Here is a 19,841-nt window from a genome sequence, read left to right as displayed (position 1 = left end):
CATCAATAGGCTGCTAATTGTTGCGCAAACGCACATTCCTACTGGCAATTTGCAATCAATCAGGCGCACCCGAGAAGCCAGGGAGCGGCTCTATGCCGGGCCTTTCAGAAGCACCGGAGTGTTGAAACGCTAGTCAGCGTTCCGCTGCTCTGCAAGGAAAGCGAAGCGAAAATTTCGAAGGGCGGGGGAGGAGGGCCAAGCGGGGCGGTTGACCCCGCTCGGAGCGTCTGCCGGGTAGGCTGACGCAGGCCATGAGGCCGGGAGATGGAAACACGGCGCCGGGCGGGTAGCCCCTGCAGGCAGTCGCGCCGTGTGGGTGCAGCATGCCGTGGAAAGCTTTCAGCCAGCTTTCCACGGCGTTTCCGACCTGTGACGGTCGAAAGTCTCAGCCGATGGTCATCAGACTGGCGTTACCGCCGGCGGCTGCGGTGTTGACGCTCAGGGCGTGTTCGATCAGCAGGCGCTCCAGCGGGATGTCGGTTTCGCCCTTGTTCAGCCCGTGCACGCCGACGATGGCGCCCTTGCGCTGCGCCGCCTGCTCGCTGACCGCGCGCAGCTGGTCGGAATCGCCGTGGTGCAGGATGGCGTCCAGCTCCACGTCGATGCTGTTCCAGTCGGCCACCAGCTGGATGTGCTTCTGCACCTCTTTCGGCAGTTCGGCATGCAGTGCGCGCTGGCTCTCCAGCCAGATCGCCTTGCTGCCCACCGCCAGGGTGGCGGCCAGTTGGGCCAGCAGGTCGCTGCGCTCGTCGGCCAGGTTGAGCACGCGCTCGCGCGGCAGCAGGCTGTAGCTGTTGCGCTCGCCGGTCGGGCCGGTCAGGGTGTGGCTGCTGTAGCTCTGCGACAGCGTGCGGTACTGCTCGAACAGCGCGGCGATGCCTGGCTCCTGCTTGCTCGCCCAGTCGGCGAAGGCACTGCGCACCTTGTCCAGCTCGCTCGGCACCGGCAGGGCTTGCACCTCGGCCTGTTGCAGGTACTGGGCGACGGCTTCCTGCGGGCGGGTCGACAGCAGACGGTAGAGGTACAGCGGGCCACCGGCTTTCGGGCCGGTGCCGGACAGACCTTCACCACCAAACGGCTGCACGCCGACCACGGCGCCGACCATGTTGCGGTTGACGTACAGGTTGCCGACCTTGGCGGTGCCGACCACCTGGGCGATGGTTTCGTCGATGCGGGTGTGCACGCCGAGGGTCAGGCCGTAGCCGCTGTCGTTGATCTGCTGCAGCAGCTTGCCCAGATCGGCACGGGCGTAGCGCACCACGTGCAGTACCGGACCGAAGATCTCGCGCTTCATCTCGTCGAAGCTGTCCAGCTCGATCAAGGTCGGCACGACGAAGGTACCGCGTTTGATCTCCTCGCCGTTGACGCGCGCCAGTTGGGTGATCTTGCGGCCTTTTTCGCGCAGCTTGGCGATGTGGGTTTCGATGCCGGCCTTGGCCTCGGCGTCGATCACCGGGCCGATGTCGGTGTTCAGGCGCTCCGGGTTGCCGAGGCTGTATTCGGCCATGGCGCCCTTGAGCATGGTCAGCACGCGATCGGCCACGTCGTCCTGCACGCACAGCACGCGCAGGGCCGAGCAGCGCTGGCCGGCGCTGTCGAAGGCAGAGGCGACCACGTCCATCACCACCTGCTCGGTCAGCGCCGAGGAGTCGACGATCATGGCGTTGAGTCCGCCGGTCTCGGCGATCAGCGGGATGGTGCGGCCCTGAGCATCCAGACGACCGGCGATGTTGCGCGCCAGGATGCCGGCCACTTCGGTGGAGCCGGTGAACATCACCCCGCGCACGCGCTCGTCACCCACCAGGCGCGCGCCGACGGTTTCGCCACGGCCCGGCAGCAGCTGCACGGCGCCGGCCGGCACGCCGGCCTCGCGCAGGATGCGCACGGCCTGGGCGGCGATCAGCGGGGTCTGCTCGGCCGGCTTGGCCAGCACGGTGTTGCCGGCGGCCAGCGCGGCGCAGACCTGGCCGGTGAAGATCGCCAGTGGGAAGTTCCACGGGCTGATGCACACCACCGGGCCCAGCGGGCGGTGGCTGTCGTTGCCGAAGCTGCGAGCCTGGATCGCGTAATAGCGCAGGAAGTCCACCGCCTCGCGCACTTCGGCGATGGCGTTGGCGAAGGTCTTGCCGGACTCGCGCACCAAGAGGCCCATCAGCTGCTGCAGCTCGGCTTCCATCAGGTCGGCGGCGCGCTCCAGTACGGCGGCGCGCTCGGCCGGTAGGGTGGACTGCCAGATCTGCCCGCTGGCCAGGGCGCAGAGCAGGGCGCTGTCGACATCGGCAACGCTGGCTTCGCGCACGTGGCCGACCAGGTCGCGATGGTCGGCCGGGTTGCGCACCGGCTCCGGCTCGCCCGGGTTGGCGCCATCGCAACCGAGCATCGGCTCGGCCAGGTAGCTGTGGTTGACGGTGGACAGCAGCGCCGAGGACAGCGAGCCGAGGCGGTGTTCGTTGGCCAGATCCAGGCCCGAAGAATTGACTCGATCCTTGCCGTACAGGTCGCGCGGCAGCGCGATGCGCGGGTGCGGCAGACCGACGGCGCCTTCCTGCGCGGCCATCTGCTCGACCTGCTGCACCGGGTCGAGGACCAGATCCTTGAGCGAGATGCTGTGGTCGGCGATGCGGTTGACGAAGCTGGTGTTGGCGCCGTTTTCCAGCAGGCGGCGTACCAGGTAGGCCAGCAGGGTTTCGTGGCTGCCCACCGGCGCGTAGATGCGGCACGGACGGTTCAGCTTGCCGTCGGCGACCTTGCCCACCACCTGCTCGTACAGCGGCTCGCCCATGCCGTGCAGGCACTGGAACTCGTACTGGCCCGGGTAGTAGTTCTGCCCGGCCAGGTGGTAGATGGCCGACAGCGAATGGGCGTTGTGGGTGGCGAACTGCGGGTAGATGGCTTCCGGCGCGGCCAGGAGCTTGCGTGCGCAGGCGATGTAGGACACGTCGGTGTACGGCTTGCGGGTGTACACCGGGTAGCCTTCCAGGCCGTTCACCTGAGCCAGCTTGATCTCGCTGTCCCAGTAGGCGCCCTTGACCAGGCGGATCATCAGGCGATGACGGCTGCGCTTGGCCAGGTCGATGACGTAGTCGATCACGTACGGGCAGCGCTTCTGGTAGGCCTGGATGACGAAACCGATGCCGTTCCAGCCGGCCAGGGAGGGCTCGAAGCACAGGCGCTCGAGCAGATCCAGCGACAGCTCCAGGCGGTCGGCTTCCTCGGCGTCGACGTTGATGCCGATGTCGTACTGCTTGGCCAGCTGGGTCAGGCCCAGCAGGGTCGGGTACAGCTCGTCCATCACTCGCTCGTACTGGGCGCGGCTGTAGCGCGGGTGCAGGGCGGAGAGCTTGATCGAGATGCCCGGGCCTTCGTAGATGCCACGACCGTGCGAGGCCTTGCCGATGGCGTGGATGGCCTGCTCGTAGGAGGCCAGGTAGCGCTTGGCATCTTCCTCGGTCAGCGCGGCTTCACCGAGCATGTCATAGGAGTAGCGGAAGCCCTTGGCTTCCAGGTTGGCGGCATTGGCCAGGGCTTCGGCGATGGTCTCGCCGGTGACGAACTGCTCGCCCATCAGGCGCATGGCCATGTCCACGCCCTTGCGGATCACCGGCTCGCCGCTCTTGCCGATGATGCGGTTGAGCGCCGAGGTCATGCCGGCCTCGTTGTGGGTGGACACCAGCTTGCCGGTGATCAGCAGGCCCCAGCTCGCCGCGTTGACGAACATCGACGGGCTCTGGCCGAGGTGCTGGCTCCAGTTGCCGTTGGCGATCTTGTCGCGGATCAGCGCGTCGCGGGTGGCCTTGTCGGGGATGCGCAGCAGGGCTTCGGCCAGGCACATCAGCGCCACGCCTTCCTGCGACGACAGCGAGAACTCCTGCAGCAGGCCCTGCACCAGGCCCTGACGGCCGCTGGCGTTCTTCTGGTTGCGCAGCTTCTCGGCGATGCCCAGGGCCAGCTTCTGCGAGGCCTCGGCCTGCTGCGGGTTCAGGCGCGCCTGCTCCAGCAGCATCGGCACCACTTCGGTTTCCGGGCGACGGTAGGCGCTGGTGATGGCGGCGCGCAGTACCGACTGCGGGAGGATGCTCTCGGCGAAGTCGAGGAACACCTGCAGACCCTGCTCGGTCAGCGACTCCAGGGCTTCCTCACCGGCGGCAGCGGCCAGGCCGGCATGCTCGGCGGGCGTCAGGCCGCTCTCGACCTGCTCCAGATAATTGAAGATCGCCTGCTTGATCATCCAGTGCGGCGTACGGTCGATCTGCGCAGCGGCCTTCTTCAGGCGCTCGCGGGTGGCATCGTCGAGTTTTACGCCGAGGGTGGTGGTAGCCATGGGGAGTCCTACTTACTTGTTAGTTATGCACGGTAAAACTGCCTGAAGCAGTTTCTGACGTCGCCTGCGACGGCCCGAAGCGTTGTCGCCTGGCGGGCGGGCAACGAAAAGCTGCGGGAGATTAAACCTGCTTTGCTCTTGGGTGCAACCAGGTGCAACCTAATTGCAGCGACGGCCCGACGGACGTAAGGTCAATTCTCGGGAGCCGCCGCTGCAACAAGGCTGCAAGCAGATGTGCGAGGCGTGCAGCAGCTTGGTGCAACCAGGGGTGCTACCGGCGTGGCGCTCAGTGCGACTGCTGCCGGGCTAACGTCAGGATAGACCGCGGCAGAGAGAAGGCTGCCGGTCGCCCCGTCATGCGATTTCGCGAATGATGCCGATGAGAGCCTGCAGCGGCGCCGGGGCATGGCGCATGGTCTCGGCACAGCAGGAAGCGGACGGCAAGATCGGGCGGCCGTATGGCGGAAACCCGCAAGGCATGCTGGCCTGACATGCACTTCGTCGAGGGTTTGACCGATGGCGATATGCCGCGGTTTGAATCCGAAGCGTGCGGTAGTGGCAGCGACCAGGAGAGTCGCCGCGCCATGGCGTCGAGCGCCGGCTTCTTTGGCAGTTACAGCGTCGACGAGCAGGAGCGTTTTGCTGGTAACCGGTTGGAGGGCGCCACCTTTCCCAACTGGGTTGGTGGTGTGCGCACGACACAGGAGCTGCAGTTGAGGGTCGAGGGCGAGCGGATGTACGAGACCTTCACGCACCCGGATGGTAAGTTCATGCGGGCCAGGTAAATCCAGGGTGTATGGTGCTTGAGGTGGTCAGTAGCGGCAGTCTTCGCCGATGCGCTGGTAGATCAGCGTGTGCTGCTCGCCCTTGGAGTCCAGGTAGACCATGCGGGCTTCACCTGCTTCGCAGCCTTGCGGCAGGGTCTGGCTGATGACCTTGGCGATGTCCAGGTGCATGCCGTAGTGGTAGTGCTCGGGCGTTTCGGCGTGCGCCAGGGTAGTCGCGCAGGCGAGCGCCAGGAGGTAGGCGACAGGTTTCATGATGGCCTCGATACGGGAAAAAAGGGCCGGACTGGCGGCCCGAGAGACGCCGGCCAGGAGCACGTCCGGCGCCAGGTAAGCCTGGGTTTAGCCGTGCTGACCGGAGCCCTGCGAGCTTGCGGTTTGCGCTTGCTGGGTAGCTTCGGCGTGCGGCTGTTGCTGGTGGGCCTGCTGATGGGCGACGAAAGCGGCCGATTCTTCGGCGAAGCAGGCCTGGGCCGCCAGCAGGGCGGAGAGGGACAGGGCGGCGGCAGTGGCGAGTTTTTTCATGGAGCGATCCTCCTGGGATTCTTCGTGGGTTCGAAGTCATCCTAGGGAGACATCGGGGCGCGAAAAAGCGCTATACGGGTGAATCACTCTTACCTTTCGCGCAACAATCCGTCGGGTGTCGCCCAATATCGCTCATCGTCCAGCACCGCTTCGTCCCCCCGTAACAGTGGCGGCAGTTCGGCCTTGAGAAACTCCACCCAGGTGCGCGTCTTGGCATCGAGAAAGCGCCGCGACGGATACATCGCATAGATGTTCAGCGCACGCAGGCGGTGCTGCGGCAGGATGCGCAGCAGGCGTCCTTCACGCAGCGGCTGGCTGGCGACGAACGAGGGCAGCAGGCAGAAGCCCATGCCTGCCTGCGCCGCCTTGACCAGCGCTTCGGCGACATTGACCTGAAAGCACTCGGCCGGCAGGGCGTCGAGCTGTTCGTCACCGAAATCCCACTGACCGCGGTACAGCGGGTCGGTCAGGCGCAGGTAGCGATGCTGCTGCAGGTCGCTGGGCCGTTGCGGAACGCCATGTCCGGCCAGATAGCTGGGAGCGGCGCAAAGCACGCTGTACACCGGGCCGAGACGCTGTGCGACGAGTTGCGAATCCGGCAGGTCGCGGGCGAAGGCGATGGTCACGTCATGGCCATCTTCGAGCAGATCCGGCGTGCGCTGCGCCAGGGTGAGTTCCACCACCACCTGTGGATAACGCTCGGCGTAGCGGGCGATCAGCGGGGTGATGTGCTGCAGGCCGAGGCCGGTCATGGTGTGCACGCGCAGGCGTCCACTGGGCGTGCGGTGAGCACCGCGCGCCTCGGCATCGGCTTCCTCGACCTGGCCGAGAATCTGCCGGCAGCGCTCCAGATAGCGCTCGCCGGTTTCGGTCAGGGCCAGGCGCCGCGTGGTGCGCTGCAGCAGGCGTGCCTCGAGATGTTGCTCCAGATCGGCAATCAGCCGTGACACCTGTGCGGTAGACAGATCCAGCGCCTGGGCTGCGGCGGTGAAGCTGCCGCGCTCGACCACCTGAACGAACACGCGCATGCCATGCAGGGTATCCATTGTTGCTCCTGGCGTAAGGGCACCTCTAACAACTACCTGCGTTGCCATCGCGGCGTTAAAAACAGGCTCAAAATGCTCATTTACAACTCGTAAACTGCGCTTTTTCGCCTGTTTTTGCCTTGCGCTGGCTGCCTCGCTTACGTTGCTAGAGGCGCCCGTAATGGGCCAGACGCATTATGCTCGACTGAGAACATTACAGCGCACCCAGAATCAGCTGCGCCGCCACCGCGAACATCATCGCCGCCACGCCCAGATCGATCAGCCGCCAGGTCACCGGCCTGGCCAGCCAGGGCGCTAGCCATGCCGCGCCGAGCGCCAGGGCGCTGAACCAGAGAAAGGAAGCGCTGGCGGCGCCGGCGGCATAGGCGCCGGGTTCGGCTTGCTGGGCGCCCAGCGAGCCGATCAGCAGCACGGTATCCAGGTAGACGTGCGGGTTGAGCAGGGTCACTGCCAGCGCTGCGAGCATCACTGCGCGCAAGGAGCGCGGTTCGCTGCCGGCCGCCTGCAGCGATTGCGGGCGCGCAGCGCGCAGCAGCGCCTGGCTGCCATACCAGAGCAGAAACGCAGCGCCGCCCCAGCGGGCGATGGCCAGCAGTGTCGGGCTCTGCGTCAGCAGGGTAGCCAGGCCGAACACGCCGGCCGCCACCAGCACGGCGTCGCAGAGAATGCACAGCGCCGCTACCGGGATGTGATGTTCGCGGCGCAGGCTCTGCGCCAGGACGAAGGCGTTCTGCGCGCCGATGGCCATGATCAGGCCGATGGCGACCAGCAGGCCGTTGCTGTAGCTCTGCCACATCACACGGGCTCCGGCAAGGCGGCGGCCGACAGGGCGCGCAGGGTGGAGAGCGCTCGTTCGGCGCGCTCGATGGGCACGAAGATATGGTCGTGGTGGAAGCCGGCAACCACGTTGCAACTCACCCCAGCCTGCGCGAGGGCGGCGGAGAAGGAGGCGGTCAGGCCCACGGCCGCCAGCGACGAATGCACCTGCAGGGTGATCCACGCGGCGACGTAGTCGTAGCGCAAGCCATGGGCGTCGGCGACCTCGCGCGGCAGCACCAGGCTCAGGCCCTCGGCTTCGCGCAGGCTGGCGATGGGGTGCAGGGCGCTGCAGTCAAGGTCTGCGGCGACGCAGCAGAACACGTACTGCCCGGGGTTGAGCTGCGGCGTCATGCTTTGCAGCAAGCGTGAGAGATCGGTTTCGCCGGCCATCTTGAGCTCCAGAGGTGAGGTGGATGCTGGCGAGTCTGCGGCGCACGGGTGTATAAGAGAAACAAATAATGCTGATCGCTCATTAGGAAAATCGATTGTTCGATTACAAATTGCTAGCCGCCCTGGCGGCAGTGGTGGAGCAGGCCGGTTTCGAGCGTGCGGCGCAGGTGCTGGGCCTGTCGCAGTCGGCGGTGTCGCAGCGCATCAAGCTGCTCGAAGCGCGGGTCGGCCAGCCGGTGCTGGTGCGCGCGACGCCGCCGGCGCCCACCGAAATCGGTCGGCGTCTGCTCAACCATGTGCAGCAGGTGCGCCTGCTCGAACGCGATCTGCAGGGACAGGTGCCGGGGCTGGATGAACAGGCGCTGCCCGAGCGTCTGCGCATCGCCATCAACGCCGACAGCCTGGCCACCTGGTGGGCGCTGGCGACGGCGGAGTTCTGCGCGACCCGGCAGGTGCTGATGGCGCTGGTGGTGGAGGACCAGGAGGTCGGCCTCAAGCGCATGCGCGCCGGCGAGGTGGCTGGCTGCGTGTGCGCCGCCGAGCGCCCGGTAGCCGGCGCGCGCAGCGTCGCCCTGGGGGCGATGCGCTACCGCGCACTGGCCAGCCCAAGCTTCGTCGCCCGACATTTTGCTGCCGGGGTCACGGCCGAGGCGCTGGCGCGGGCGCCGGCCATCGTCTTCGGCCCGGACGATCAGTTGCAGCATCGCTACCTGGCCGGCCTGGGGGTGACCGGTGGCTTCGCCTATCACCTGTGTCCTTCCTCCGAAGGCTTCGTGCGCCTGACCGAAGGCGGCCTGGGCTGGGGCCTGGTGCCGGAACTGCAGGTGCGTGACGCACTGGCCAGCGGCAGGTTGGTGGAGCTGGTGCCCGAGCGCTTTATCGACGTGCCTTTGTACTGGCATCACTGGCGCAATGGCGGTGAACTGCTGGCCGGGCTTACCGAGCACCTGCGCCGCGCAGCCGGCGGCGCGCTGGTGCAGGCGCCGTAGGGTGCGCCGTGCGCACCAACTGCAGGGTGATGTGACGCAAGAAACTGGCTTGGATTGATTACAGGCGCTGGATGAAGAGGGGTGTCCCGCGATGGGCTGGTGCGCACGGCGCACCCTACGAGTTCATGCACCCGGGCGGCTGAGGCTTGCCGGGTCGTCGTTCTGGCCGCCGCCGACAGCGCGCAGCCGGGGTGGCGCTGCTAAAGTGCGGCAATTACAAGAATCCATGCAGGGGATGGCGGATGAAGATTCTGGTCACCGGCGCGAGCGGTTTCATCGGTGGGCGTTTCGCCCGTTTCGCCCTCGAGCAAGGCCTGGCGGTGCGGGTCAACGGGCGACGTGCCGAGGGTGTGCAGCACCTGATCAAACGCGGCGCCGAGTTCGTCCAGGGCGATCTGGCCGATCCCGAACTGGTCCAGGCCCTGTGCCAGGATGTCGAGATGGTGGTGCACTGCGCTGGCGCGGTGGGTGTCTGGGGCGACTACGCGCATTTCCATCAGGGCAACGTGACGGTGACCGAGAACGTCATCGACGCCTGTCTGAAGCAGAAGGTGCGGCGCCTGGTGCACCTGTCGTCACCGTCGATCTACTTCGACGGCCGTTCCCACGTCGATATCCGCGAAGGGCAGGTGCCCAAACGCTTCTCCAATCATTACGGCAAGACCAAGTACCTGGCCGAGCAGCAGGTGTTCGCCGCGCAGGAGTTCGGCCTGGAGGTCATCGCCCTGCGCCCGCGCTTCGTCACCGGCGCCGGCGATACCAGCATCTTCCCGCGGCTGATCGCCATGCAGCGCAAGGGGCGCCTGGCGATCATCGGCAACGGTCTGAACAAGGTCGACTTCACCAGCGTGCACAACCTCAACGATGCGCTGTTCAGCGCGTTGCTGGCCGCCGGCCCGGCGCTGGGGCAGGTGTACAACATCAGCAACGGCGCTCCGGTGCCGCTGTGGGATGTGGTCAACTACGTGCTGCGGCGGCTGCAGTTGCCGCCGGTGACTCGCCATGTGCCGTATCCGCTGGCCTACGCGGCGGCCTGTGTCAACGAAGGCGTATGCCGGCTGCTGCCCGGGCGCCCGGAACCGAGCCTGCTGCGCCTGAGCGTGGCGGTGATGGCCAAGGATTTCTCGCTGAACATCGACCGCGCCCGCGAATTTCTCGACTACGAGCCCAGGGCCAGCCTGTGGGACGCACTGGATGAGTTCTGCACCTGGTGGCAGGCGCAGATGGGGGCTCAGGCGTAGATGCGCTGACCGCGATAGATGCGCACCGAGCCGGTCTGCGGGGCTACCGGCAGTTCCACCGCGGCCAGCGGGGTGGCGGTCAGGCGTTGTGGCTGGTCGGACAGTTCCGCCAGGCGCCGGCCGACGCGGCGGGTTTCCTCGTCATTGGACTTGAGGCTGCCATCGAGCATGGCGCTGACGGCGTCGGGCTGGCTCAGGCGGATATCCACCGCCAGTTCCTCGCGCAGGCGACGGCGCAGCGTTTTCATGCAATCCAGGACTTCTTTGTTCAGTTCCATTGCCACTTCCCCCCTGTTGGTTGAAGAGTCACGGGTTCGGGCGTCCTCGCCCTCCGTAACCGAGCCAGCCTGTTCCCGGGCTGGTACACCTGTCGGTGCGATGCAGAACTTTCAGGCCGCCTGCTGGCTTGTGGGCGACGCGCGATGAGCTGTCCACGACAGGGTAAAAAGCAAAGTGCGTACCAGTTCAAATTTCGCGGAACTGGCGGGCTGCAGGCGGGTCGATGGCCCTGTCGCGCCCTTCGTCGGTGCGCGGCGCACCTGCTTGGCGCGGCGCTGATCGGCTGATGGCGAATCGGTATACTGCGCGGCACCTTCGCTTATTCCGTTTCAACCATAGGTTCAACCATGCGCAATGATGCCAACGACGAGCTCGACAACCTGCCCAGCCTGACCCCCGAGCGCCGCGAGGATTTCGCCGAGCCGCGTGACGAGCCGGCGCCGCGCAGCTCCAGAGCCGCCAGTGGCAAGGCACCGGCCGCCCGAGCGCCGAGCACCGGGCCGCTGTGGGCGCTGGTGGGTGCGCTTGCCATCGCGCTGGGCGGCCTGGGTTGGTGGAGCCTGCAGCAGATCGGCCTGATGGAGCAGCGCCTGGTGGCAACCCAGGAAAGCTTCGCGCGCATCAGCGAAGAGGCGGCCGGACGTATTCAGGATATTTCCGGCAAGGTGGTGGCCACCGAGTCCAGCGTCACCAGCGGCAGCGAGGCGCTCAAGCTGCAGGTCAAGCAACTGGAGACGCGCCTGGCCGAGCTGGGCAAGCAGCTGCAGCAGAGCAGCACGGCGCAGGCCGCGCTGGACAAGCGTGTCGAGCAGCTGGGCACCGAACTCAAGAACGGTCTGGGCGCCAGCGCCGACTTCGACAAGCGTCTGCAGGCGCTGGCCAGCGAGCAGGCCGCACTGAAATCCGCGCAGGCGGATGCCAAGGCGACCCAGGCCGAGCTGGGCAAGCTCGATGGGCGGATCAAGACCCTCAGCGGCGATATCGAAACGTTGAAGAAGCAGGGCAACCCGAGCCAGGCCATCCGCAATCTGGAGCAGGATCTGCTGGTGCTGCGCAGCGAGCTGGACAACCGCCCGGCGGCCAGCGCCGGCCCCAACACCGCCGAGTTCGATGCCTTCCGCGCGCAGATGACGCGCAACATCAACACCCTGCAGAGCCAGGTGGTGAATCTGCAGCAGCAGATCAACCAGCGCTGAGGCACCGCGTTAAATGCACAAGACCCGCAATGCGGGTCTTGTGCGTTCTGGCCTGGGCGTAGGGGCGCTGTGCGCACCAGCTGTCGCAACGAGCAACTTGTGCGTTCAGGCCTGGGTGTAGGGTGCGCCGTGCGCACCAACCTCGCGACGAGCAGTCTCGGTGCGCGCAGCGCACCCTACGTAAGGCGCGTTACAGGCGCGGATAGTCGATGTAGCCGACCGGGCCCGAGCCGTAGAAGGTTTCCGGGTGCGGCTCGTTCAGCGGCGCGTCCTGCTGCAGGCGCTCCGGCAGGTCCGGGTTGGCGATGAAGGGGATGCCGAAGGCCACGGCATCGGCATTGCCTTGCGCCAGCCAGGCGTTGGCCTGCTCCTTGGTGAAGCGCTCGTTGGCGATGAACACGCCGCCGAATTCCTTCTTCAGTTGCGGCGTCAGGCTGTCGTCGTCTTCCTTCTCGCGGGCGCAGATGAAGGCGATGCCGCGCTTGCCCAGCTCGCGAGCGACATAGGCGAAGGTTTCGGCGCGGTTGGCGTCGCCCATGTCATGGGCATCGGCACGTGGCGCCAGGTGCACGCCGACGCGACCGGCGCCCCAGACGTCGATGGCGGCATCGGTGACTTCCAGCAGCAGGCGCGCACGGTTCTCCAGGCTGCCGCCATAGCGGTCGGTGCGCTGGTTGGTGCTGCTCTGCAGGAATTGGTCGAGCAGGTAGCCGTTGGCGCCGTGGATTTCCACGCCGTCGAAACCGGCGGCCTTGGCGTTTTCCGCACCCTGGCGGTAGGCCTCGACGATGTCGGCGATTTCCTCGGTTTCCAGCGCGCGCGGGGTGACGAATTCCTTGATCGGACGCACCAGGCTGACGTGGCCGGCCGGCTTGATCGCGCTCGGTGCCACCGGCAGCTCGCCGTTCAGGTAGATGGGGTCGGAGATGCGCCCGACGTGCCACAGTTGCAGGACGATCTTGCCGCCGTTGGCGTGTACCGCCTGGGTGATGTTGCTCCAGCCGCGGATCTGCGCATCCGACCAGATGCCGGGGGTGTTCGGATAGCCCACGCCCATCGGCGTGACGGCGGTGGCCTCGCTGATGATCAGGCCGGCCGAGGCGCGCTGCACGTAGTACTCGGCCATCAGGGCGTTGGGCACGCGGCCTTCGTCGGCGCGGCAGCGGGTCAGTGGCGCCATGATGATGCGGTTGTTCAGGTGCAGATCGCCGATCTGAATGGGGTCGAACAGGTTGGGCATGGTGAAACCTCCGGTTGGAGCTGCGGGTTCAGAGTTGCTGGCCGAGATGCGCGACGAAGGCCTGGATCAGCTCCTCGTTGCGCTTGAAGAAGTGCCACTGGCCGACCTTGCGGCTGGTCACCAGACCGGCGCGCTGCAGGGTGGTCAGATGGGCGGAAACGGTGGATTGCGACAGCCCGGTGCGCAGGAAGATCTTGCCGGCACACACGCCGATCTCCAGCGGATGATCCTGTTCGGCGAAGTGGCGCTCGGGCTCCTTGAGCCAGTCGAGGATGTCGCGGCGCACTGGGTGGGCGAGGGCCTTGATGATGGCGTCGATGTCCATGGCGGTGTCGGTGTGTATCGTCATGGGGCGAACCTTATATCGGCTGCAGACGATATACAGATCGATTGCCGCGATAGTCCTTATCACTGGCTTCGATTGTGCGGGCCGTGGCGGTAAGCTCGGGGCATGAACTACCTCGCTCACCTGCACCTGGGCGGCGACGCCCCGCCGCAGCTGCTCGGCAGCCTCTATGGCGATTTCGTCAAGGGGCCTTTGGCCGGGCGCTGGCCGGCGGAGATCGAAGCGGCCATCCGCCTGCACCGGCGCATCGATGCCTTTACCGACAGCCACCCGCTGCAGGCGCGCGCCCGTGCCCGCTTTCCCGCCGCGCGGCGGCGCATGGCCGGCATGCTGCTGGATCTGTTCTTCGACCATTGCCTGGCGCGCGATTGGGCCGAGTACGCCGCGCAGCCGCTGGATCACTTCACCCGCGAGGTGTACCGGGTGCTGGCCGCCGAGGCCGAGCTGCCGGGACGCCTGGCGCTGATGGCGCCGCGCATGGCCGCGCAGGACTGGCTGGGCAGCTATCGCGAGTTCGCGGTACTGGAGCAGGTGATCGCCGGCATGCAGCGACGGCTGTCGCGGCCGCAGTTGCTCGACGGCAGCCTGGCCGAACTCGAGCGTCTATACGAGCCGCTGAGCGAGGATTTTCGCGCCTTCTACCCCGAACTGATGGCCTTCGCCCGCGGCGAGCGGGCGTAGAACGGTTGGTGCGCACGGCCTGGGCGGCCCCGCGACACCCTGCGCTCCGTAGGGTGCGCCGTGCGCACCGCGGTCACCCGCTCGGCTGCAGGCGCAAACGACGAATCACCCACTTCTCCAGCTCGGCGATGCAGAACACCGCCAGCCCGGCCAGCACCACGCGCGCCCACTGCGCCGCATCCAGCGCGGTGGAATTGAACAGCCGCTGCATCGGCGGCGCGTAGGTGTACAGCGCCTGCAGCAGCAGGCAGGCGGCGATCGCCAGCAGCACCGCGCGGCTGCCCAGCAGGCCGTCGAGGCTGAGCACCGAGGCGAAGATGCGTCGGCTGTTGATCAGGTAGAACACCTCGCACATCACCACCGCGTTCAGCGCCATGGTCCTTGCGCTGTCCAGCCCGGTGCCCTGCTGCAGTTCCCAGAGGAACAGGCCGATGCCGGCACCGGCCATCAGCAGCGACACCAGCAGCACGCGCCAGACGAACAAGCCCGACAGCAAGGGCTCGTCCGGCGCTCGCGGCGGACGGTCCATCAGCCCGGCCTCGGCCGGTTCGAAGGCCAGCGCCAGGCCCAGGGTCACCGAGGTGACCATGTTGATCCACAGCACCTGCGCCGGGGTCAGCGGCAGGGTCAGCTGGAACAGGATGGCGGCGATCACGATCAGCGCCTGGCCGCCGTTGGTGGGCAGGGCGAAGAGGATGAACTTCTTCAGGTTGTCGTAGATCGCCCGGCCCTCGCGCACGGCGCCGGCGATGGTGGCGAAGTTGTCGTCGGTCAGCACCACTTCGGCTGCCTCCTTGGCCGCTTCGGTGCCCTTGTCGCCCATGGCCACGCCAACGTCGGCGCGCTTGAGGGCCGGGGCGTCGTTGACGCCGTCGCCGGTCATCGCCACCACCTCGCCGCTGGCCTGCATGGCCTGCACCAGGCGCAGCTTGTGCTCGGGGCTGGCGCGGGCGAATACCTCGACGCCGGGCAGCACCTCGCGCAGACGGCGCTCGTCGAGCAGTTCCAGCTCCGCGCCGGTCAGCGCCGGCAGGCCGACACCGATACCCAGCTGGGCGCCGATGGCGCGCGCGGTTTCGGCGTGGTCGCCGGTGATCATCTTCACCCGGATGCCGGCGCGCTGGCATTCGGCGACGGCGGCGATGGCTTCCTCGCGCGGTGGGTCGATGATGCCGACCAGGGCCAGCAGGCACATGTCCTGTTCCACGTCGGCGAAGCTCAGGCTGCGCTGCTCGGCGCTTACCGTGCGGCTGGCGATGGCCAGCAGGCGCAGGCCGCGGGCCGCCAGATCGGTGGCCTGGCGCCGCCAGTAGTCGGCGTCCAGCGGTTGCACGCCACCGTCGGCATCGCGCTGGCCGCTGCACATCTCCAGCAGGCGCTCAGGCGCGCCCTTGAGGTAGATCACGCCATGGCCCTGGTGGTCATGGTGCAGGCTGGCCATGAAGCGGTGCTCGGACTCGAAGGGGATGGTGTCGCTACGCGGCAACTGCAGGTTCAGCGTCGGGGTGTCCAGCCCGGCCTTCAACGCCAGGGTGTGCAGGGCGCCCTCGGTGGGGTCGCCCTGCAGGCGCCAGGTTCCGGCGGCGTCCTGCTGCAGCTGGGCGTCGTTGCACAGGGTGGCGGCGCGGGCGATTTCCAGCAGCGCGGCATCCGGCTCGACCAGCGCGCCGTCGAGATGGAAGGCGCCCTCCGGGGCATAGCCGACGCCGCTGACGTCGAGCACCCGGCTAGCGCTGACCAGGCGCTGCACGGTCATTTCGTTGCGCGTCAGGGTGCCGGTCTTGTCCGAGCAGATCACCGTTACCGAGCCGAGGGTTTCCACCGCCGGCAGACGCCGCACGATGGCGTTGCGCCCGGCCATGCGCTGCACGCCGAGGGCGAGGATCACCGTCATCAGTGCCGGCAGGCCTTCGGGGATGGCGGCGGCGGTCAGCGCCACCACCATCATGAACATCTCGGCCGGGTCCTGGCCGTGCCAGAAGGTGCCGAGGGCGAAGGTGGCCATGGCGAAGATCAGGATGGCCAGCGCCAGCCAGCGGCTGAACTGCTCGATCTGCCGCAGCAGCGGCGTGGTCATTGCCTGCACCTGCTGCAGCATGGCGCCGATGCGGCCCAGCTCGGTATCCGCACCGGTGGCCACCACCACCCCGCTGGCCTGACCGCTGGCCACCAGGGTGCCGGAATAGGCCATGCAGCGCCGGTCGCCCAGCGCTGCGTCCGCCTGGCAATGGGCCAGGGACTTTTCCACCGGCAGCGATTCGCCGGTCAGCGCCGCTTCTTCCACCAGCAGGTTCTTCACGCTGATCAGGCGCAGGTCGGCCGGCACCTTGTCGCCGGAGGCGAGCAGGACGATGTCGCCGGGCACCAGCTGTTCGGCGTCGATCTCCCGGCGTTCGCCGCCGCGCAGCACCAGGGCGTGCGGCGACAGCAGGCTGCGGATGGCGTCGAGGGCATTCTCCGCCTTGCCTTCCTGGATGAAGCCGATCACCACGTTGATCAGCACCGCGGCGAGGATCACCCCGGTATCGACCCAGTGGCCGAGCAGGGCGGTGACCAGGGCGGCGGCCATCATCATGTACAGCAGCACGTTGTGGAACTGGTACAGCAAACGCAACAAAGGGCCGCGTCGCTTGGGCGGCGGCAGGCGATTGGGGCCATGGCGTTGCAGGCGCGCGCTGGCCTCTGCGTCGCTGAGACCGGTCTGGCTGCTCTGTTGGGCGTCCAACGCTTGTTGCGGAGTCAGTTGGTGCCAGGCGCTGTCAGAGTTTTCAGGGAGCCGAGTGTCCATTCGGGAGCCTCCATCGATGTTCCGCTAGGACCATAGACGGTTTCTTTACGCTCGGCCTGATCTGCATCAAGCACTGAGGGCTTTGCCAGGTGCTCAATGGAACGGGCCAAGAGCCTGTCGAGGAGAACGCAATGATCAAGATTCTGGTAGCCACCGATCTGTCCGAGCGCTCGGCTCACGCCGTGCAGCGTGCCGTGCAACTGATCCGCCGCCAGGGTGGCGGCGAGTGGTGTCTGCTGCACGTGATCGACGACGATGCGCCGGCCGAACACGTCGCCAGTCAGGTGCAGCAGGCCGAGACGCTGCTGCATGCGCAGGCCGAGCGCCTGGCCGAGCAGGCCGGCAGCCGTCCGCACGTGGTGGTGGGCAGTGGCGAGCCTGCGGCGATCATCGTCGAGAGCGCCCAGGGCATGGGCGCCGACCTGCTGGTGGTGGGCGCGCATCGCAAATCGGCGCTGCGCGACTTCTTCGTCGGCACCACCCTGGAGCGCGTGGTGCGCAGCAGCCATCTGCCGGTGCTGCGGGTCAACGGCCCGGTCACCCGCGAGTACCGTCATGCCCTGCTGGCGATGGATCTGTCGCGCACCTCGCAGCAGGCCTTGCGCCAGGCTCGCCAACTGGGTCTGCTGGCTGCCGATGACTTCCATGTGGTCGGTGCAGTGGAGCCGGTGGCGCCGGGCGCGATGATGGAAGCTGGACTGAGCGTCGAGGTGCTGCAGAATCAGCGCGAACTGCTGCGTCAGCAGCTGGTCGAGCGCCTGAGCGAGGACGGAGTGAGCCTGGCGAACGAGCGTCTGCAAGTGCATGTGGGCTCGCCCGAGGGAGTGATCGGCGAGGCGCTGCGCCAATCCGGTGCCGACCTGCTGGTGCTCGGCACCCATGCCCGCGAAGGGTTGTCGCGCTTCTTTCTGGGCAGCGTGGCCAGTCGTCTGCTGGCCACGGTCGACAGCGATGCGCTGGTAGTGCCGCCGGCCGCGTGATTCGCTGAGGGGCCGAGTGTTCGTCGACCTCAGAGCGGAAAGATCAGTGGCACCAGCAGCACGCTGACCAGCATCACCAGCAGGGTGAAGGGTACGCCGATGCGCACGAAGTCGCCGAAGCGGTATTGCCCGGGGCCGAGCACCAGGGTGTTCACCGGCGAGGAGATCGGCGTCATGAAGGCGGCCGACGCCGCCAGCGCCACGGTCATGGCGAAGGGCAGCGGCGAGGCGCCCAGCGCCTGCGCCGTGGCGATGGCCACCGGGGCCATCAGCACCGCGGTGGCAGTGTTGGAGATGAACAGGCCGATCACCGCGGTGAGGGCGAACAGGCTGGCGAGTATCAAGCGTGGCCCGGCATCGCCCAGGCCACTTACCAGCCCCTGCACGGCCAGCTCGACGCCGCCGGTTTGCTGCAGCGCCTGGGCGAAGGGCAGCATGCCGACGATGAGGATCAGCGTCGGCCAGTGGATGGCGCGGTAGGCACTGTCCAGGTCGATGCAGCGAAACGCGCCCAGCAGCAGGCAGGCGATCAGCGCGGCCTGCACGTTGGGCACCAGGCCGCTGACCATCAGCCCCACCATCACCGCCAGGCTGAGCAGCGCGTAGGGCGCCTTGCGCGCGGCTGGCGCCACCTCGGCCACCTCCGCCGGCAGGCTGAGCACCAGAAAATCGCGGCTCAGCCCCTGCAGGCGGTGGATGTCGCGCCAGGCACCGGCCACCAGCAGGGTGTCGGAGGCCTTGAGCTTTTCGTCCACCAGCACGCCTTCCAGCGCCTGGCCCTGGCGGCGCAGGCCGACCACGTTGAGCTTGTGCCGCGAGCGAATGCCCAGTTCCTGAATGGTCTTGCCGGGTAGTTGCGACTCCGGTGGCAGCGCCACCTCGGCCAGGCCCAGCTCATGGGTATGCAGGCTGAAGTACGAATGCGGCAGCGGCATGGGTTCCAGGCCCAGCGCCTGGTAGCTGCCGAGCAGGCCGATGGTGGGGCTGGCGATGTCCACCAGCAGCACGTCGCCCGGCTCCAGCAGGGTATTGCCGCTGGCCATCAGCAGCAGGGTACGCAGGCGCTGGCGGCGCTCGATGGCGATGACATTGATGCCGTGATCGCGACGCAGGGCCAGCTCGTTGAGCACCTGGTTGGCCAGGGGCGAGTCGGCACGCACCTGCAGGCGTCGCTCGCGTTCGCCCAGGCGGTAGCGCTCGGCCAGGTCGGCCAGGGTCAGGCGCGGTGGCTCGGCAGCGTCACCGGCGCCCTTGCGCACCAGCCAGCGCCGCGCCAGCAGCATGTAACCGATACCCAGCACCAGGATGGCCAGGCCGATGGGGGTGAAATCGAAAAAACCGAAGCCGTCCAGACCGGCGCGGCGCAGTTCGGCGTGCACCACCAGGTTCGGCGGGGTGGCCACCAGGGTGAGCATGCCGCTGATCAGCCCGGCAAAGGCCAGCGGCATCATCAGCCGCGCCGGGGCGATGCGCAGGCGCGCAGCCACGCCGAGCACCACGGGGATGAAAATCGCCACCACCCCGGTGGAGCTCATCACCGAACCCAGCCCGGCCACCGCCAGCATCAGCAGTATCAGCAGGCGCGTCTCGCTGCTGCCGGCCCTGGCCACCAGCCAGTCGCCCAGACGGTAGGCGATGCCGGTGCGCACCAGGCCGTCGCCGATGACGAACAGCGCGGCAATCAGGATGACGTTGGCGTCGCTGAAGCCGGCCAGGGTCTGTTGCAGGTCGAGCACACCGGTCAGCGGCAGGGCGACCAGCACCAGCAGAGCGACCACGTCCATGCGTGGCCTGCCGATGACGAAGAGGGTGACGGCGCCGGCCAGCAAGGCCAGCACCCAGAGCAGATCAGGATTCATCGCAATTCCCATGACATACGGGCGCGATTATTTCAGGGATAACCCAGCGTGGTCTTGATCTGCTGCAGGTGGGCGGCGATCCAGCGCTTGTCGATCGGCCCCCAGTCGTGGATCAGGTAGTGGCCGGCGTTGTTGCGCTCGCCCTCGCCCTGCTCGAACCGGCAGTCGATATCCAGTTCCTCCAGCGCGGCGAGGGTGTCCTGCGCGGTGCGTCGCGGCATGCCGGTGGCGGCCATCAACGCCGGGACGCTGGTGGCCTGGCCGCTGTCGATCAGCCAGGCCAGGTAGAGGCGGCGGTAGAAGCTGGTGCGGGTCTTGCTCGTGTGCATGGCGACTTCCTGTTCGGGGCCGAGCGC

Annotated in this window: 18 protein-coding genes; 6 read left to right on the top strand and 12 right to left on the bottom strand. The window is 67.3% G+C overall.

The annotated features are described in order from the left end of the window. Positions 1–385: 385 nt before the first annotated feature. On the bottom strand, positions 386–4,321 hold the full coding sequence (gene putA / locus L1F06_RS19500) for a trifunctional transcriptional regulator/proline dehydrogenase/L-glutamate gamma-semialdehyde dehydrogenase (protein WP_129481767.1): 3,936 nt from the start codon (positions 4,319–4,321) through the stop codon (positions 386–388). A 458-nt stretch (positions 4,322–4,779) separates the two neighbouring features. On the opposite strand from putA, the gene L1F06_RS19495 reads away from it, so the two are divergent. Further along, positions 4,780–5,106 carry a lipocalin-like domain-containing protein gene (locus tag L1F06_RS19495; protein ID WP_252576687.1) on the top strand — a complete coding sequence of 109 codons (327 nt, stop codon included), beginning with the start codon at positions 4,780–4,782 and terminating at the stop codon, positions 5,104–5,106. A gap of 27 nt (positions 5,107–5,133) precedes the next feature. On the opposite strand, the gene L1F06_RS19490 is transcribed toward L1F06_RS19495, so the two are convergent. From L1F06_RS19490 to L1F06_RS19470, 5 genes are all read right to left on the bottom strand, one after another. Continuing rightward, the gene (locus L1F06_RS19490; protein WP_036987329.1) at positions 5,134–5,361 is read right to left on the bottom strand and encodes a DUF2790 domain-containing protein; all 228 of its coding nucleotides are present in this window, start codon (positions 5,359–5,361) and stop codon (positions 5,134–5,136) included. Between the two features lie 87 nt (positions 5,362–5,448). Further along, positions 5,449–5,631: a hypothetical protein gene (locus L1F06_RS19485; RefSeq protein ID WP_129481766.1), complete on the bottom strand. Its 183-nt coding sequence runs from the start codon at positions 5,629–5,631 to the stop codon at positions 5,449–5,451. A gap of 89 nt (positions 5,632–5,720) precedes the next feature. Further along, entirely contained in the window at positions 5,721–6,677 is a 957-nt protein-coding gene (locus L1F06_RS19480) for a LysR family transcriptional regulator (RefSeq protein WP_129481765.1), read from the bottom strand. Positions 6,678–6,870: 193 nt separating this feature from the next. Beyond that, positions 6,871–7,473 (bottom strand): LysE/ArgO family amino acid transporter, encoded by a 603-nt coding sequence (locus L1F06_RS19475; protein WP_129481764.1) that lies wholly within the window; start codon positions 7,471–7,473, stop codon positions 6,871–6,873. Next, positions 7,473–7,886: an ACT domain-containing protein gene (locus L1F06_RS19470; protein WP_129481763.1), complete on the bottom strand. Its 414-nt coding sequence runs from the start codon at positions 7,884–7,886 to the stop codon at positions 7,473–7,475. The genes L1F06_RS19475 and L1F06_RS19470 overlap by 1 nt, the downstream gene beginning before the upstream one ends. 95 nt (positions 7,887–7,981) lie before the next feature. On the opposite strand from L1F06_RS19470, the gene L1F06_RS19465 reads away from it, so the two are divergent. Both L1F06_RS19465 and L1F06_RS19460 read left to right on the top strand, forming a co-directional pair. Continuing rightward, a complete protein-coding gene (locus L1F06_RS19465; RefSeq protein WP_129481762.1) occupies positions 7,982–8,875 on the top strand; it encodes a LysR family transcriptional regulator ArgP in 894 nt (297 codons plus the stop codon). Between the two features lie 242 nt (positions 8,876–9,117). Then, on the top strand, positions 9,118–10,116 hold the full coding sequence (locus L1F06_RS19460) for an NAD-dependent epimerase/dehydratase family protein (protein WP_129481761.1): 999 nt from the start codon (positions 9,118–9,120) through the stop codon (positions 10,114–10,116). Here L1F06_RS19460 and L1F06_RS19455 read toward each other — a convergent pair. Next, the gene (locus L1F06_RS19455; protein ID WP_129481760.1) at positions 10,107–10,394 is read right to left on the bottom strand and encodes a hypothetical protein; all 288 of its coding nucleotides are present in this window, start codon (positions 10,392–10,394) and stop codon (positions 10,107–10,109) included. The genes L1F06_RS19460 and L1F06_RS19455 overlap by 10 nt on opposite strands. A 348-nt stretch (positions 10,395–10,742) precedes the next feature. On the opposite strand from L1F06_RS19455, the gene L1F06_RS19450 reads away from it, so the two are divergent. Continuing rightward, complete coding sequence (locus L1F06_RS19450) at positions 10,743–11,591, top strand: ATPase (RefSeq protein WP_129481759.1); 849 nt, start codon at positions 10,743–10,745, stop codon at positions 11,589–11,591. A gap of 190 nt (positions 11,592–11,781) precedes the next feature. Here L1F06_RS19450 and L1F06_RS19445 read toward each other — a convergent pair whose 3' ends face one another. Both L1F06_RS19445 and L1F06_RS19440 read right to left on the bottom strand, forming a co-directional pair. Next, positions 11,782–12,831, bottom strand: a complete 1,050-nt coding sequence (locus L1F06_RS19445; protein WP_012017797.1) for an alkene reductase — start codon at positions 12,829–12,831, stop codon at positions 11,782–11,784. A gap of 28 nt (positions 12,832–12,859) precedes the next feature. Next, a complete protein-coding gene (locus L1F06_RS19440; RefSeq protein WP_177491034.1) occupies positions 12,860–13,156 on the bottom strand; it encodes an ArsR/SmtB family transcription factor in 297 nt (98 codons plus the stop codon). A 126-nt stretch (positions 13,157–13,282) separates the two neighbouring features. Between L1F06_RS19440 and L1F06_RS19435 the strand changes: the two genes are divergently transcribed. Continuing rightward, a complete protein-coding gene (locus tag L1F06_RS19435; protein ID WP_003246279.1) occupies positions 13,283–13,858 on the top strand; it encodes an acyl carrier protein phosphodiesterase in 576 nt (191 codons plus the stop codon). A gap of 73 nt (positions 13,859–13,931) precedes the next feature. On the opposite strand, the gene L1F06_RS19430 is transcribed toward L1F06_RS19435, so the two are convergent. Then, positions 13,932–16,646, bottom strand: a complete 2,715-nt coding sequence (locus tag L1F06_RS19430) for a cation-transporting P-type ATPase (protein ID WP_129481758.1) — start codon at positions 16,644–16,646, stop codon at positions 13,932–13,934. A gap of 131 nt (positions 16,647–16,777) precedes the next feature. Here L1F06_RS19430 and L1F06_RS19425 point away from each other — a divergent pair, with 131 nt between their 5' ends. Further along, positions 16,778–17,626 (top strand): universal stress protein, encoded by an 849-nt coding sequence (locus L1F06_RS19425; protein WP_003246275.1) that lies wholly within the window; start codon positions 16,778–16,780, stop codon positions 17,624–17,626. A 29-nt stretch (positions 17,627–17,655) separates the two neighbouring features. Here L1F06_RS19425 and L1F06_RS19420 read toward each other — a convergent pair whose 3' ends face one another. Together L1F06_RS19420 and L1F06_RS19415 are read right to left on the bottom strand one after the other, a co-directional pair. Continuing rightward, positions 17,656–19,485 carry an SLC13 family permease gene (locus tag L1F06_RS19420; protein ID WP_129481757.1) on the bottom strand — a complete coding sequence of 610 codons (1,830 nt, stop codon included), beginning with the start codon at positions 19,483–19,485 and terminating at the stop codon, positions 17,656–17,658. Between the two features lie 32 nt (positions 19,486–19,517). Next, positions 19,518–19,814, bottom strand: a complete 297-nt coding sequence (locus L1F06_RS19415; RefSeq protein ID WP_096825725.1) for a winged helix-turn-helix domain-containing protein — start codon at positions 19,812–19,814, stop codon at positions 19,518–19,520. Between the last annotated feature and the right edge of the window lie 27 nt (positions 19,815–19,841).

The organism is Pseudomonas hydrolytica, assembly GCF_021495345.1.
GTDB classification, from domain to species: Bacteria; Pseudomonadota; Gammaproteobacteria; order Pseudomonadales; family Pseudomonadaceae; genus Aquipseudomonas; species Aquipseudomonas hydrolytica.
This window is presented reverse-complemented; position numbering and strand designations above follow the sequence as displayed.

What these genes read in the sequence shown, in the direction of transcription:
- L1F06_RS19430 (WP_129481758.1), bottom strand. Translation starts at nt 16,646, where the DNA reads ATGGACACTCGGCTCCCTGAAAACTCTGACAGCGCCTGGCACCAACTG.
- L1F06_RS19475 (WP_129481764.1), bottom strand. Translation starts at nt 7,473, where the DNA reads ATGTGGCAGAGCTACAGCAACGGCCTGCTGGTCGCCATCGGCCTGATC.
- L1F06_RS19425 (WP_003246275.1), top strand. Translation starts at nt 16,778, where the DNA reads ATGATCAAGATTCTGGTAGCCACCGATCTGTCCGAGCGCTCGGCTCAC.
- L1F06_RS19420 (WP_129481757.1), bottom strand. Translation starts at nt 19,485, where the DNA reads ATGAATCCTGATCTGCTCTGGGTGCTGGCCTTGCTGGCCGGCGCCGTC.
- putA (WP_129481767.1), bottom strand. Translation starts at nt 4,321, where the DNA reads ATGGCTACCACCACCCTCGGCGTAAAACTCGACGATGCCACCCGCGAG.
- L1F06_RS19480 (WP_129481765.1), bottom strand. Translation starts at nt 6,677, where the DNA reads ATGGATACCCTGCATGGCATGCGCGTGTTCGTTCAGGTGGTCGAGCGC.
- L1F06_RS19460 (WP_129481761.1), top strand. Translation starts at nt 9,118, where the DNA reads ATGAAGATTCTGGTCACCGGCGCGAGCGGTTTCATCGGTGGGCGTTTC.
- L1F06_RS19485 (WP_129481766.1), bottom strand. Translation starts at nt 5,631, where the DNA reads ATGAAAAAACTCGCCACTGCCGCCGCCCTGTCCCTCTCCGCCCTGCTG.
- L1F06_RS19435 (WP_003246279.1), top strand. Translation starts at nt 13,283, where the DNA reads ATGAACTACCTCGCTCACCTGCACCTGGGCGGCGACGCCCCGCCGCAG.
- L1F06_RS19470 (WP_129481763.1), bottom strand. Translation starts at nt 7,886, where the DNA reads ATGGCCGGCGAAACCGATCTCTCACGCTTGCTGCAAAGCATGACGCCG.
- L1F06_RS19490 (WP_036987329.1), bottom strand. Translation starts at nt 5,361, where the DNA reads ATGAAACCTGTCGCCTACCTCCTGGCGCTCGCCTGCGCGACTACCCTG.
- L1F06_RS19450 (WP_129481759.1), top strand. Translation starts at nt 10,743, where the DNA reads ATGCGCAATGATGCCAACGACGAGCTCGACAACCTGCCCAGCCTGACC.
- L1F06_RS19445 (WP_012017797.1), bottom strand. Translation starts at nt 12,831, where the DNA reads ATGCCCAACCTGTTCGACCCCATTCAGATCGGCGATCTGCACCTGAAC.
- L1F06_RS19495 (WP_252576687.1), top strand. Translation starts at nt 4,780, where the DNA reads ATGGCGGAAACCCGCAAGGCATGCTGGCCTGACATGCACTTCGTCGAG.
- L1F06_RS19455 (WP_129481760.1), bottom strand. Translation starts at nt 10,394, where the DNA reads ATGGAACTGAACAAAGAAGTCCTGGATTGCATGAAAACGCTGCGCCGT.
- L1F06_RS19415 (WP_096825725.1), bottom strand. Translation starts at nt 19,814, where the DNA reads ATGCACACGAGCAAGACCCGCACCAGCTTCTACCGCCGCCTCTACCTG.
- L1F06_RS19440 (WP_177491034.1), bottom strand. Translation starts at nt 13,156, where the DNA reads ATGGACATCGACGCCATCATCAAGGCCCTCGCCCACCCAGTGCGCCGC.